The following is a 13,333-nucleotide window of genomic DNA, read 5'->3' on the forward strand; positions in this document are numbered from 1 at the left end:
GTGCGATGCGAGCGATCATCCTGACCGGAGGGAAAGGGACCCGCCTCCGGCCTCATACCGAACACCGGCCCAAAGGTCTGCTTCTGCTGAGCCAGTACTCCATCCTCGAAGTCATCATCCGCCGACTTCGAAACGCCGGGTTCCGTCATATCACCTTGTGTGTCTCCCACTTGGCCGACCAGATCGAGGCCGAATTCGGCGACGGAGGGACACTCGGCGTCCGGATCGACTACAGCACGGACCCGCAGCCCATGGGAACCGCCGCGCCGCTGGCCCGGGTCGCGGACTGGAACACGCCGGCACTCGTCATGAACGGCGATGTCCTGACCGCGCTCGACTTCGCCGATCTCCACCGGACGCACCAGGACAACGGGGCAATTCTGACCGTCGCGTCACACCGGCGCCCTGTACCGATGGGATTCGGTGTCCTCGATATCCGGGGTGACCTGGTGGCCGGTATCTGGGAGAAGCCGACACTCCATCTCGATATTTCCGCCGGTATCTATGTGGCGAACCCGGCCGTTCTCGATGCGATGACCCCCGGCGAACCCATCGACATGCCCGATCTGGTGGCCGCGATGATGGAACGCGGCCACCGAGTCCACGCCTATTCATTCAGTGACCGCTGGCATGACATCGGAACTCCGGAACGGTACGAAGAGGCCAAACGCTGCTTCGCGGAGAACCCGGACCTGTATTTGCGCAACTATCCCCGCGCCCCATTCCCCCAAAACTCGTACCCCAAAGACCCACACGCTAATGGCCCACACCCCAAGATCCCATCCCCCCACAACGCATCAAGAGAGGCCAACGGAGCTGTGACACAAGACGATCCCGCGACCGACGGCCTGATCTCGAAGATCGCCCAGGAGATGGGGGCGGTACTGCAATGCCGGCCGCCGGGCCCCGCCGACGACTTCTTCCTGCTCGGCGGCGATTCCCTGCGTGCCGTCGAGTTGATGACGCGGCTCACCGAATGGTTCGAGCCGCAGGACGCGGAGGCGGCCGACCGCCTGCATGCCGCCCTGCTGCTCGCCGTGTTCGACGACGCCAGCCCGGACGCCCTGGCCGAGGTCGTCAGGTCGCACCGCCTGGCAAGCAGGTCGGGCCGATGACGTACGGCGAGACGCTCCACCCGAGCGCGCCGCCGCCCGGAGTGACACCCAAAAGGCCCCCCAGCACGCCCCCCACCACGCCTCTCACCCCACCCCCCAACCGACCCCCCACCCTCACCACCTGCCTCCGAGCAGCAGCCCACCACACCCCCGACGCCCTCGCCGTCAGCACCCGGGGCAGCGCCGCCTGGCAGGGCATGACCTTCGCCGAACTCCACGACAGGGCGTTCACGGCGGCGGCGAACGCGACCGCCTGGGAACGGCCGGCGGGACCGGTGATCGTCCTGGTGGACAACACGCCGGTCTGCGTCGCGGCGCTGCTCGGGCTGTTCCTGGCCGGCGTCGACACCGTGCTCGTGGAACGCGAGAACTCGCATCTGGGGGACGCCCGTTCCGTCCTGCACCGGCTGCCGCCGGCGGGACTGGTCGGCCCCTCCGACGTCCAGGTCGTCCCGGGTCTCGCGCAACGCACCTTCGAGGAGCTGGCGCACCCGCCCGTACCGTCCGGCGTGGTGGTGAAGCGCGAGAACCCCGCGACGGCCGTCCTCCAGCTCACCTCCGGCAGCACGGGCGAACCCCGCGTCGCCCTGCAGACGCTGGGCAGCACGCTCGCCGGTGGGGTGCTGTACCGGGACATCCACCGGATCACCGCCGCCGACACCGTGCTGGCGATGGTGCCGCTGTCACACTCCTTCGGCCTGGTCGGCGCGCTGGCGACGGCCCTGGTCTCCGGCGCCGGGCTGCGGAGCATGACCAGGTTCCGGCCCGGCGCGGTGCTGGAGGCCCTCGACGCGGGCGCCACGGTACTGCTGGGCACGCCGCTGGTGTACCAGCTGCTGACCCCGGTGCTGCCGCACGCCGGACCCTCCGGGAACGTACGCGTCGCGCTGTCCTCCGGCGGTCCCCTGACGAACGCCTCGGCGCGGACGGCGGCGGCCCGGCTCGGCGTACCCGTGCACCGGGTCTACGGCAGCACGGAGACGGGCCTGATCGCCTGCGAGCACGACCGCGACGACCCATGGCCGGCGGACGGTACGGGGGTGATGGCACCCGGCGTCGACTGGCGGGTCCGGACCGGCCGCTCGCGAACGGCCCGGCAGGGGCGCGGCCAGCTGCTGGTGCGGACCTCGACCATGTTCGAGGGGTACGCGGACGGCGGCGGCGCCCCGCCGATGGAGGGCGGCCTCCTGGCCTGCGGAGACCTCACCGAGGTCGACGAGCGCGGCCATGTCTTCGTCGTCGGGCGCAAGGACGCCTTCGTGAACGTCGGCGGGCGCAAGGTCAGTCCGCGACGCGTCGAGAACGTGCTCGCGGAGCATCCAGGAGTCCGCGAGGCCCAGGTGTTCGGGGCGCCGGGGCGGACCGGCGAAGAAGAGATCCACGCCGCGCTGGCCCTGCGTCCGGGCAACGACGCCACCGCCGTCCTCACCTTCTGCCGGGCCCGCCTGATGCCCTACGAGGTGCCGCACCGCGTGCACGTACTCACCACCTTGCCACGTACCGGCATGGGCAAGATCGACCGGCATCGGCTGCGGGAGATCGCGGCGGCCGGACACCGGAATGGGGACAACCGATGACCGACAGCACAAGCAGCAGCAGAGCTAACAGCAGAGATGGCAGCAGAGAAGACAGCGGAGATGACAGCACCTGGGACCGGGGCCCGGTCGTGGTCGTGGGGCTCGGCTATGTGGGGCTGCCCCTGGCCGCCTCCCTGGCCGCCGCGGGCGTGGACGTCATCGGCGTCGAGACGAACGCCGAGACCCGCAGGACCCTCGCGGAAGGCAGGGCACCCTTCTACGAGCCGGGCCTGACGGAACTGCTGCGCGCGCTGCCGGCCGGCCGGTTCACCGTGGCGGCCACGCTCCCGGAGCGAGCGCCCCATGCCGCCGTGATCTGCGTGGGGACCCCGATGTCCGCGGCGACCGGGCAGCCGGCGCTGGAGCATCTGGAGGCCGCCGCCGACGCCGTGGCCGCGGCGATGTCGGACGACACCCTCGTCGTGGTCCGCAGCACCGTACCGGTCGGCACCTGCCGCGAAACGGTCCTGCCGCGCCTCCGGAACCGGGTCGCCGAACCCCTCCTGGCGTTCTGTCCCGAGCGGCTGATCCAGGGGCGGGCCCTCGCCGAACTGGGCACGCTCCCGCAGATCATCGGCGCGCTCGACGCGCGCTCACAGGACCGGGCCCGGGCCCTGCACGCACGCATCACCCCGGCCCATGTCCCGGTGTCGTCACTGGAAGCCGCGGAGATGATCAAACTGATCTGCAACGCGCACACCGACGTCACGTACGGCTTCGGCAACGAGGTCACCATGATGGCCGCGTGCTTCGGGCTGGACGCCGACGAACTGATCGCCGGCGCGAACCTCGGCTACCCACGACCGGACCTGGCCCGCCCCGGATACGTCGGCGGCAGCTGCCTCACCAAGGACCCCTACCTCCTCACCCACGGGACCCGCGCCCGGGGCTACGAGGCCCCGATGGTGGCGGCGGCGCGGCGCGTCAACGAGAGCGTGCCCGCCTTCGCCGTCGAACACTTCACCCGGGCCTACCGGGCGGGCACGACCAGGCCGCTGTCCGAGGCCAAGGTGCTGGTGTGCGGGGTCGCCTACAAGGGGCGACCGGAGACGGACGACGTACGCGGCGCCGCGTCGGCCCAGGTGGCGAAAGCCCTCGACGGTGTGGTCGCGACCCTGGCCGCCCATGACTTCCTCGTACCGCACGACCGGGTCAAGGAACTGGGGTGCGAGCCGATGGCCCTGGAGGAGGGCCTTCGCGAGGCCGACGGGCTCCTCCTGCTCAACGACCATCCGGGGTACGCCGAGATCACCGCCGAGCATCTCCGCTCCAGGATGCGCCCCCCGCGTGTGGTGTTCGACATGTGGGGCCTGCTCGAACCCGCGCTCGCCGGGCACGGCGACATCACCTATCTGAGGCTGGGCCGTGTCTGAACGCGCGCTGATCACCGGGGGAGCCGGATTCATCGGCCTGCACCTGGCGAGGGAACTGCTGCGCACCGGAACCGAGGTCGTCCTCCTCGACGACTTCTCCCGGGGCCGCCCCGACGACGCGTTCACCGCACTGTGCCGGCACGCGCGAGCGGTGCCCCACGACCTCCGCCTCCCCCTCCCGGACGACCTGCTGCCCACCGTCGACCACGTCTACCACCTGGCCGCGAAAGTGGGCGTGGACCAGAGCAACCGGGCCCCGGGCGACGTGCTGCGGACCAATGTGCTCACCACCGTGAACGTACTGGACTGGTGCGCCCGGAACCCGCCGCAGACCCTCTTCCTCAGCTCCACCAGCGAGGTGGGCGACGGGGCCGTGCGCAGCGGACTGGCCACACTTCCCGCCCCCGAGGACGTGCCCTACGTGCTGCCCGACCCGGCGCTGCCCCGCGCGGCGTACTCACTGGGCAAGGTCGTCTCCGAAGTGCTGCTGCTGCACGCCGACGGGGAGTTCCGGGTCCGCATCGGCCGCTACCACAACGTGTACGGGCCGCGGATGGGCTACGCCCATGTCATCCCGCAGTTCATCGAACGGCTGCTGGCCGGGCAGCACCCCTTCCCCCTCTACGGCGCCCACCAGACCAGGTCCTTCTGCCATGTCGACGATGCCGTCGCCGCCACGGTGGCCCTGACACGGCTGCCCTCGGACGAGCCCCTGGTGGCCAATATCGGCAACGCCGACGACGAGATCAGCGCCCTCGCGCTCGCGGAACGGCTCTTCACGATCGCGGGCATCCACCCCGAACTGGACATCCACGGCCCGCCCCCCGGCTCTCCCGAACGCCGCCTGCCGGACCTGAAGGTGCTGACCACGGCGACCGGCTACCAGCCCCGGGTGGATCTCGACACCGGGCTGCGGCAGACGTACGCCTGGTACGCCGCCGCCCACCCGCACCGCCCCGGGGCCGTGTCATGACCGCCATCCACGTGGCCTTCGGGGGCTATGAGGGGACCCAGGCGGGTGCGGAGCGCATGGCGTGGCACACCACGGCACGACTGGCGGCCCGCGGCTACCTCATGACCGCGGTCACCGACTCCCCGCCACCCCCCGGACTCGACCGTGACGCCGTCCAGGTGGCCAGTGCGGCCATCGGCGTTCGGGCGGGTTCCGTGCGGACGGCCCCGGACCTGGTGCACGCCTACGACCTCGGACAACCGGACCATGTCCGCCGGGCGATGACGGTCGCACGGGAGCACCGGGTCCCCTTCGTCCTCACCCCCGCCACGGACCCACAGCTGTGGCCCGACCCCGCGCTGGGCCGCCGGGCCTGCGCACTGGCCTCGGTGATCTACACCTTGACCGCCGCCGAGCGGACGGCACTGCGCCTGGCGGGCGCACCCGCGGACCGTATGCGCCACGTCACCCAGGCCCCCGACCTCGCCGGACGCCCCGACAAGGCGGCGTTCCGCGCCCGGCACGGCGTCGACGGCCCGGTGGTGCTGTTCGCGGGCCGCCGCATCGCCACCAAGGGCTACCGGCAACTCCTCGCCGCCGCGCCGCTGGTCGGGGACCGGCTGCCGGACACGACGTTCGCCCTCATCGGGCCCGGCCCAGGCCGCCACCACGACCCGGCGGAAGCACACCTGTACCGGGACCCCCGCGTGCTCGATCTGGGCGTGGTGTCGGACCAGGACAAGCTCGACGCCATGGCCGCGTGCGACGTCCTCGCGCTGCCGACCACGGCGGATGTCTTCCCGCTGGTGTTCGCCGAGGCATGGTCATGCGGGCGGCCCGTCATCACCGGCCGTTTCCCCGGTGTCGAGGACGTGGTGCGGCACGGCGTCGACGGGCTGATCGTGGGACGCGGGGTGCGTGAACTCGCCGACGCCCTCCTCGCGCTGCTCACCGACCACGGACGCAGACGGGCCATGGGGGCCGCCGGACTCGCCCGCAGCCGCGCCGAGTTCGGCTGGGACCGGGTCGCCGCCGATGTGGCCGCCGGCTATCACGCGGCTCTCACCCCACGACGGCCGGTCATGGCACGGCACACAGCGAGGGAGGCAGGGTGAACACCGATCCGCAGTGGAGAGTGACGGTCGCCGACACCTCCGTCGGCGCCGAGGAGCGCGCGGCGGTCACCGAGGTCCTCGCCTCGCGATGGCTGTCGCTTGGGCAGGTGACCCGCGCCTTCGAGCGCGAGTTCGCCGCCGCGCTGGGTGCCGCCGACGCCGTCGCGGTCAGCAGCGGAACCGCCGCCCTGCACCTGGCCATGCTCGCGCTCGGCATCGGACCGGGCGACGAGGTGATCACCCCGTCCCTCAACTTCGTCGCCTCCGCCGAGGTCGCCGCCCTCCACGGAGCCCGGCCGGTCTTCGCCGACGTGCGCTCGGGCAACGACCTGACGGTCGCCCCGTACGAGGTGGAGAAGCTCATCACCGCCCGCACCAGGGCCATCGTCGCGATGCACTACGGCGGACACCCCGCCGACCTGGAGGCCCTTCGGGCGATCAGCCGCACCCGCGGTGTCGCCCTGATCGAGGACGCCGCCCACGCGCCCCTCGTCCCGACCCCGCTCGGCATGGCCGGGACCGTCGGTGACCTGGGCTGCTTCAGCTTCTTCGCCACCAAGAACATCACCACCGGCGAGGGCGGCATGGTGGTCGCCCGCGACCCCGACGTACTCGCCCGGGTCAGGGCGATGCGATCCCACTGCCTGACCCATGACACCACGGAGCGGATGCGCACCGGAGGCGCCACCTACGACGTACCCGCCGTCGGACTCAACTACCGGCCGACCGAGATCTCCTCCGCGCTCGGGCGGGTGCAACTGGCCAAGCTCACCGAGGACCGCGCCCGCCGGCGGTCCGTCATGTCGGTGTACCGCGAGCGACTGGGCCTGGCGATGCCCTTCGACGACCGGCCCGACGACGGCGCCCACCACCTGGCCGTCGTCCTGCTGCCCCCGCACATCGAACGCGCCCTGCTGCGCGAGGAGCTGAACACCCTCGGGGTGCAGACCTCCGTCCACTACCCGCCGACCCACCAGTTCACCTACTACCGCGAACAGCACGGCAGCGCGCTGCGGGAACTGCCGCTCACCGAGCACCTCGCACCCCGGCTGCTGACGTTGCCGCTGCACGCCCTGATGTCCGACGCCGACGCGGTCTACGTCGCCGACGCCGTCACCACCGGCCTGCGCCGATCGGCATGGAGGTAACGCGATGGAATTCACCACCCGCGCGGGCCGTATCCACACCGGAGGGCGGCCTGTGCCGGTCGTCGGCGTCAACTACCACCCCTCCCGGGCGGGCTGCCGCGTCTGGAGCGACTGGGATCCGGCCGCCGTGCGCGAGGACTTCGCGGCCATGGCCGAAGCGGGGTTCACGACCGCCAGACTGTTCGTGTTCTGGCGCGACTTCGAACCCGCCCAGGGCCGGCCGGAACACAAGGCATTCGCCCGGCTGTCCGAAGCCGTGGCGATCGCCGCCGAGCACGGCCTGTCCTGCGTCCTCTCCGTCTTCACGATCTTCATGAACGGCCGCCTGCTGGACCTCGACTGGCGCCATGGCCGCAGTCTGTGGCGCGATCCGGCGATGCGCGACGCCGAGGAGAACTTCGCGCGACACATCGCCCGCGCGGTACGTGCCCACGGCAACGTCCTCGCGTTCGACCTCGGCGACGAGATCCCCGCCGTCGCCCCGGCCGAGGCCGCCGCCCTGTCCCGCGAGGAGGTGGCGTCCTGGTACGCGCGGATGGCGGGCGCCCTGCGCGAGGAGGCGCCCGGCGTGCTGGTCCTCCAGGCGAACAACGCGTCGTCCGTGTTCGGCCCCTCACCGTTCGGCGCGGACAACGCGGAGCCGCTCGATGTGATCGGTGTCCACGGCTTCCCGTCCTGGGCAGCCGGTTCCATCGAGTCCACGCTGTCGTACAAGGCCACCAGCCTCAACTCGTTCCTCGTCCGGTTCGCCGCCGCCTACGGGGTGCCGCTGGTGGACGAACTCGGCAGCTACGGCGTGAACGAGGCCACCGCCGCCGCCTACCTGGGCGCGTCCGCCGCGTCGGCGCTCGCCAACGGCGCCGGCGGCGTGCTCGCCTGGTGCTGGCAGGACATCGCGTCGACCGACGAACCGTACGCGGGCAGCCCGGCGGAACGGCACGCCGGGCTGCGGCGTCTGGACGGATCCGCGAAACCGGCGTTCACCCGGTTCGCCCGACTGGCCCGCTCGGCCGCGTCCCTCGCGCTCGACCCACAGGACCCCCGGATCGCCGTGTACCTGCCCGAACGGATCCGCGCCCGACCGGAGTCGTATCTCGACCACGAGGTGGGCACGGTCGCCGCCTTCTACGCCCATCTGCTCCTCAAACGCGGGCATCTCGACTTCCACTTCGTCGCCGGACCCGTCGACGGCCATGACCTGGTCATCTGCCCCTGCGCCGATCAGCTGACCCTCACCGACGTCCAACGCCTCAAGTCCGCCGCATCCGGCGGCGCCACCGTCTACGTGTCCCTCGGCGACCGGCACCACGGCTTCCCCGGCGAGGAACTGACCGGCGCGGAGATCGTCGACTTCGCGCTGTCCGACCAGGGGAAGGCGTCGTTCTCCTGGCGGGGCACCGACTGGCCCGTCGACTGGCACACGGGCAGATCCGCCCCGGTGACCCTGCGGGCGACGACCGGCCGCGTGGCCGCCACGTTCGCCGATGGCACCCCGGCACTGGTCGTCCACCCGGTCGGCGCCGGGCGCGTGGTGTTCTGTGCCGTGCCCGTCGAACGGATGCTTGACGTCCCCGGACGACTGGAGTCCCGGCCGTGGCACTCCCTCTACCAGGGAATCGCCGAACTGGGGGGAATCCGGCCACTCGTGAAGTCGGTCGCACCCGAGGTGGAGGTCGCCGTCGGCGCGCGGACGACCGTACTGGTCAATCACGGCACCGTCCCCCGGCAGGCGCTCGGCGTCACCGTCGCCGCGAAGGACTGGGCGGTTCTCGCGTCCCCCGGACCGGGAGCCGCCGCATGATGAGCGGGGTGGTCTATCGAGGCCCGGGAAGGATCGAGGTCGACACCGGACTCGACCTGCCCCGGGTGCGGCACGACCGGGACGCCGTGGTCCGGGTGACGAGGACCGCCATCTGCGGCACCGACCTGCACCCCTACCGGGGCGAACTGCCCGGGTTCGCCGTCGGGAGCGTGCTCGGCCACGAGTTCGTGGGGGTCGTCACCGAGGCGGGCCCGCAGGTCCCGTTCGCCGTCGGCCGGCGGGTCGTCGCCTCCGACATCATCGCCTGCGGCCGGTGCGCCCCGTGCACACGCGGCTGGCACTACCAGTGCCCCGAGCGCACACTGTTCGGCTACTCCACCCTGGCGGGCCCCGAGGTCGCGGGCGGCCAGGCCGACTATGTCCGGGTCCCCTTCGCGGACGTGGTGCTGTCCGCCTGCCCCGACGACCTCGACGACGACCGGATGCTGTTCGTCGGAGACATCCTGAGCACCGGCTACGCGGGCGCGGAGGCCGCCCGGATCACTCCCGGGGATGTCGTCGGCGTGGTCGGCGGGGGACCGGTCGGGCTGCTGTCGGCCCAGTGCGCCGGGGTGTTCGGCGCGGCACGCGTCGTGGTCACGGACCCCGATCCGCGCAGGCGCGCGAAGGCGGAGGAACTGGGCTTCGAGGCCATCGAGCCGCGTGCGTTCGGACCGGTCCTGCGGTCCGGCCCGGACCGGGGGGCAGCCGCGGTGATCGAGGCGGTCGGCTCCGCCGCGGCACTCACCTGCGCACTGGAGAACGTCGGCTACGGCGGCACCGTCGTGGCCGTCGGCTCGCACGCCTCCCGGGCGGTGCCGCTCGACGCCCGGGACGCCTTCGCCCGGGAGTCGACGCTGCGGTTCGCGGTGGGCAACCCCATCCGCGTACGGGACCGGGTGGTCGCCCTGCTGCGCGCCGGCCTGCTGGACACGGCATCGCTCGTGTCGCACCGGCTGCCGCTGTCCGAGGCGGCCCACGGCTATCGGTTGTTCGACGCGCGACAGGCGCTGAAGGTCGTACTGCTGCCGGAAGGGGGCGCCTCGGACGGGTGACGGGGTGGAGTTGGGGTGAGCGGTGAGTGGTGAGCCGTGTGGGTGTGGGTGCGGGGGCGGTGAGCGATGTGTGGGTGGCTTCGGATGCGGCGAGTGGACTGGGAGCGGGTCAGCGCTGGATGAGTCCGCGCTGGATGGCGGTGACGACGGCCGCCGTGCGGTTCGGTGCGCCCAGTTTCAGGAGCACGCTGGCGACGATGCGTTTGGCGCCGTGGGTCGAGATCGACAGGCGCCGGGCGATCTGTTTGTTGCTGAGTCCCTGGGCGAGCAGTGCCAGCGCTTCGTTCTCGCGCACGGTCAGGGAGCCGTTGCGCTCCCGGGCGGACACCGGGAGCCCGTTCGCGCGCTGGATCAGCTCGCGGGCCAGCGGGGCCGGCATGGGCACCTGCCCCGCCACCAGCTGACGCAACGCGTCCTCCAGGGCTCTCGCGCTCAGCTCGCCGAGAATCAGGAAACCGTCGGGATTGAAGGGGCCCGCGAAGCGCTGGACCGTCAGGTCGGTGCTGTGCAGGATGAGCAGGATCTTGGGCCGGGTGCCCCCGGACTGGCCGAGCGCGCCGTCGATCTCGGCGAGGTCGCTCAGGATCAGTACGTCGGGTGACCGGGCGCCGACCATGCCTTGGGCCTCGGTCCAGTCCTGGCAGTGCCGGACGGTACCGACCAGGGGGATGCCGTCCAGCGTGGCATCCATCCCGAGCCGCAATATCTCGTCCCGGAGCAGAGTGACGATGTCCAGCGGCCGGAAGATTTCAGTGCCACACGATAAAGCCGATGCGTCCACAGTCCCCCCGTTGGCTCTATACGCAGCGAATCAAGCCGTACGGTCGACTTTCTACCAAATTCGGGATCGAACGGGCAAGAGGGGGGCGTTCGTACTGGCCAAGTGCCATGAGCGGATAATCGGACAACGCGCAATTCGCGGACAGCTTTACATGCTTTCGGCGTGGACAACGGGGGGTGTTGTTTCGGTCTCGAAATCTGTAGCTTGAGAATGAGAATTCAAGGTGAGTAAGTGAGCCTTTCGAGCCGTGGCAGTAAGCCGCGGCCCCGGCCACGGCGTCCGCCGGGCGCTTTCCCGGCACTTTTGGAGGTCCAGGAATGACACTCGCGCAGGAGAACGTCCACCCCGACCGCAACGAAGTCTTCTCCTCCACCGAATTACGTGAGCTGACCCGCCGCTCCAGCGGCCTGGCCCTGCGCCGCTCCTCGGTGCACGCCCTGCTGTACGCGGTCATCATGACCGGGGCTCTCGTCCTCGACACCTGGTGGGCCACCGGGCTGAGCTGGGTACTGGGCGCCTTCGTGGTCGCCTCGCTGCACAACGTGCTCCACTGCACCTCGCACGGCACGTTCATGAGGACCCACCGCGGGAACCGCGTCGCCGGGCAGCTCGCCGGCACGCTCCTGCTCATGAACAGCGCCCTGTACCGGGTGTTCCACCTGCACCATCACCGCAACACCCAGACGGCCGACGATCCCGAACCCGACGGCGTCATCATCAATCCGGGGCAGTACGTCATCGCCATGCTCAATCTGGACTACTTCCTGGGCTTTCTGCGGATGTCCGCGGCCTCCCTGTGGCACCGGTACCCCTACTTCGTCACGACCGACCGAGCCCGCGCCGCCATCCGCCGTGACACCGGGATCATCGCTCTGTGGGTGGCCGCCGCAGCCGCCGCGACGGCCTTGTGGCCCATGGCGATGCTCACCCTGTACATCGTGCCGACCTGTCTGGCCTGGGTCCTGAACAATTTCTCCATCATGCCCGAGCACTACTACGTGGACCGGACGGACAACCCGTGGCGGAACACCAACTCGGTGTACACGAGGAGCACATGGTTCGGCTTCCTCAACTGGAACACCAACTACCACGCCGAACACCACCTCTATCCCGGGATTCCGGCCTGGAACCTGCACGTGGTGTCGAAGCGGGTGCGGGAGCATCTCGCCTTCACCGAGACGTCCTACCTCCGCTTCCACGCCCGGCTGGTGGCCGACCTGGTCAACGGCCGGGCCAAGGAGCGGCCCTTCACACTCCAGGAGGGCCGGGCGACGAGCTTCTTCTACCCGCTGGAGAAAACCGGGGCGAAATTCAAGGGGCCGGTGTCCTGAATCGGATGCCCCGGGGGGCCGCTGAAACTCCCGGACGGGCGCCGGCTGTTGTTTTCGGTTTGAAATCGGTAGCTTGCCGGTGAGGCCCGTCGCGTCGGTGCCGGATTTCGGAGGACAGCATGACGGTGAAAGAAGAACGTGTGTGCGGTGATGCCCGGAGCGGACACACCCTGGTGCGGGCCCGGAGCCTGGTGAAGCGCTTCGGTGATTTCACGGCGGTCGCCGGTATCGATTTCGACATCCACCGAGGGGAGTCTTTCGGCTTGCTGGGCCCGAACGGCGCGGGGAAAACGACGACCATGCGGATGCTGAGCTGTGTCAGCGTGCCGTCCGGCGGTGAACTGCGGATCCTCGGCCGTGACCCGGCACGGGAACAGACAAAAATCCGCGAGCGGCTGGGGATCTGCCCCCAAGCGGACAATCTCGATCTGGATCTGACGGTTGTCGAAAACATCACGACGTATGCGCGGTACTTCGGAATGTCCCGAGCACGGGCCCTGCTCAGGGCGGCCGAACTGCTGGAGTTCGCGCGGCTCACGGACCGGGCCGGGGACCGGGTGCAGTCACTGTCCGGCGGGATGAAGCGGCGGCTGAGCATCGCCCGCGCACTGGCGAACGAACCCGACATGGTGCTGCTGGACGAGCCCACGACCGGGCTGGACCCCCAGGCCCGGCATCTGCTGTGGGAGCGGCTGTTCCGGCTCAAGCAACGCGGGACGACGCTGGTCATCAGCACGCACTACATGGACGAGGCCGAGCAACTGTGCGACCGGCTGGTGATCATGGATGGTGGCCGGATCGCCGCGGAAGGATCGCCGCGCGAGCTGATCGAGGTCCATTCGAGCCCCGAGGTGGTCGAGCTGCGGTTCGGCTACGACGCGGCCGACACATACGCCGGGAAACTGGACGGGATCGGTGACCGGGTCGACCCGCTGGCGGACCGCGTCCTGGTCTACGCCCGCGACGGCGACGCGGTGGTCAAGGAGGTCCACCGCCGTGGTCTGCGGCCGGCGAGTGTGCTGGTGCGCCGGTCCACGCTGGAGGACGTCTTCCTCCGCCTCACCGGCCGGGCACTGGTGGAGTAG

Annotated in this window: 11 protein-coding genes; 10 read left to right on the forward strand and 1 reads right to left on the reverse strand. The window is 70.7% G+C overall.

The window, feature by feature from the left end; translation table 11 throughout:
• Positions 1–5: 5 nt before the first annotated feature.
• Genes ACFRFC_RS24845 through ACFRFC_RS24880 form a run of 8 tightly spaced genes read left to right on the forward strand, consistent with a single transcriptional unit; the run spans position 6 to position 10,136 of the window.
• A complete protein-coding gene (locus ACFRFC_RS24845; RefSeq protein WP_382691485.1) occupies positions 6–1,115 on the forward strand; it encodes a sugar phosphate nucleotidyltransferase in 1,110 nt (369 codons plus the stop codon).
• The gene (locus ACFRFC_RS24850) at positions 1,112–2,692 is read left to right on the forward strand and encodes a class I adenylate-forming enzyme family protein (RefSeq protein WP_382691487.1); all 1,581 of its coding nucleotides are present in this window, start codon (positions 1,112–1,114) and stop codon (positions 2,690–2,692) included. The genes ACFRFC_RS24845 and ACFRFC_RS24850 overlap by 4 nt, the downstream gene beginning before the upstream one ends.
• Positions 2,689–4,065, forward strand: a complete 1,377-nt coding sequence (locus ACFRFC_RS24855; RefSeq protein WP_382691489.1) for a nucleotide sugar dehydrogenase — start codon at positions 2,689–2,691, stop codon at positions 4,063–4,065. The genes ACFRFC_RS24850 and ACFRFC_RS24855 overlap by 4 nt, the downstream gene beginning before the upstream one ends.
• On the forward strand, positions 4,058–5,038 hold the full coding sequence (locus ACFRFC_RS24860) for an NAD-dependent epimerase/dehydratase family protein (RefSeq protein WP_382691492.1): 981 nt from the start codon (positions 4,058–4,060) through the stop codon (positions 5,036–5,038). The genes ACFRFC_RS24855 and ACFRFC_RS24860 overlap by 8 nt, the downstream gene beginning before the upstream one ends.
• A complete protein-coding gene (locus ACFRFC_RS24865) occupies positions 5,035–6,132 on the forward strand; it encodes a glycosyltransferase family 4 protein (RefSeq protein WP_382691494.1) in 1,098 nt (365 codons plus the stop codon). The genes ACFRFC_RS24860 and ACFRFC_RS24865 overlap by 4 nt, the downstream gene beginning before the upstream one ends.
• Entirely contained in the window at positions 6,129–7,280 is a 1,152-nt protein-coding gene (locus tag ACFRFC_RS24870) for a DegT/DnrJ/EryC1/StrS family aminotransferase (protein WP_382691496.1), read from the forward strand. Before ACFRFC_RS24865 ends, ACFRFC_RS24870 begins: the two co-directional genes overlap by 4 nt.
• A gap of 4 nt (positions 7,281–7,284) precedes the next feature.
• Positions 7,285–9,081, forward strand: coding sequence for a hypothetical protein (locus ACFRFC_RS24875; protein WP_382691498.1), 1,797 nt, complete (start codon positions 7,285–7,287; stop codon positions 9,079–9,081).
• Between the two features lie 8 nt (positions 9,082–9,089).
• The gene (locus ACFRFC_RS24880; protein ID WP_382691500.1) at positions 9,090–10,136 is read left to right on the forward strand and encodes an alcohol dehydrogenase catalytic domain-containing protein; all 1,047 of its coding nucleotides are present in this window, start codon (positions 9,090–9,092) and stop codon (positions 10,134–10,136) included.
• Between the two features lie 109 nt (positions 10,137–10,245).
• Here the strand turns inward: ACFRFC_RS24880 and ACFRFC_RS24885 are convergent, their stop codons facing one another.
• Complete coding sequence (locus tag ACFRFC_RS24885; protein WP_382691502.1) at positions 10,246–10,827, reverse strand: LuxR C-terminal-related transcriptional regulator; 582 nt, start codon at positions 10,825–10,827, stop codon at positions 10,246–10,248.
• A gap of 407 nt (positions 10,828–11,234) precedes the next feature.
• Here ACFRFC_RS24885 and ACFRFC_RS24890 point away from each other — a divergent pair, with 407 nt between their 5' ends.
• The gene (locus tag ACFRFC_RS24890) at positions 11,235–12,248 is read left to right on the forward strand and encodes a fatty acid desaturase (protein ID WP_382691504.1); all 1,014 of its coding nucleotides are present in this window, start codon (positions 11,235–11,237) and stop codon (positions 12,246–12,248) included.
• Positions 12,249–12,367: 119 nt separating this feature from the next.
• Positions 12,368–13,333 (forward strand): ABC transporter ATP-binding protein, encoded by a 966-nt coding sequence (locus ACFRFC_RS24895; RefSeq protein ID WP_382691506.1) that lies wholly within the window; start codon positions 12,368–12,370, stop codon positions 13,331–13,333.

This window comes from Streptomyces sp. NPDC056734, from assembly GCF_042790455.1.
Lineage (GTDB): Bacteria > Actinomycetota > Actinomycetes > Streptomycetales > Streptomycetaceae > Streptomyces.

Coding starts and splice junctions, on each gene's coding strand:
- ACFRFC_RS24885 (WP_382691502.1), bottom strand. CDS start 10,827: ATGGATGCCACGCTGGACGGCATCCCCCTGGTCGGTACCGTCCGGCAC.
- ACFRFC_RS24895 (WP_382691506.1), top strand. CDS start 12,368: ATGACGGTGAAAGAAGAACGTGTGTGCGGTGATGCCCGGAGCGGACAC.
- ACFRFC_RS24855 (WP_382691489.1), top strand. CDS start 2,689: ATGACCGACAGCACAAGCAGCAGCAGAGCTAACAGCAGAGATGGCAGC.
- ACFRFC_RS24875 (WP_382691498.1), top strand. CDS start 7,285: ATGGAATTCACCACCCGCGCGGGCCGTATCCACACCGGAGGGCGGCCT.
- ACFRFC_RS24845 (WP_382691485.1), top strand. CDS start 6: ATGCGAGCGATCATCCTGACCGGAGGGAAAGGGACCCGCCTCCGGCCT.
- ACFRFC_RS24890 (WP_382691504.1), top strand. CDS start 11,235: ATGACACTCGCGCAGGAGAACGTCCACCCCGACCGCAACGAAGTCTTC.
- ACFRFC_RS24865 (WP_382691494.1), top strand. CDS start 5,035: ATGACCGCCATCCACGTGGCCTTCGGGGGCTATGAGGGGACCCAGGCG.
- ACFRFC_RS24850 (WP_382691487.1), top strand. CDS start 1,112: ATGACGTACGGCGAGACGCTCCACCCGAGCGCGCCGCCGCCCGGAGTG.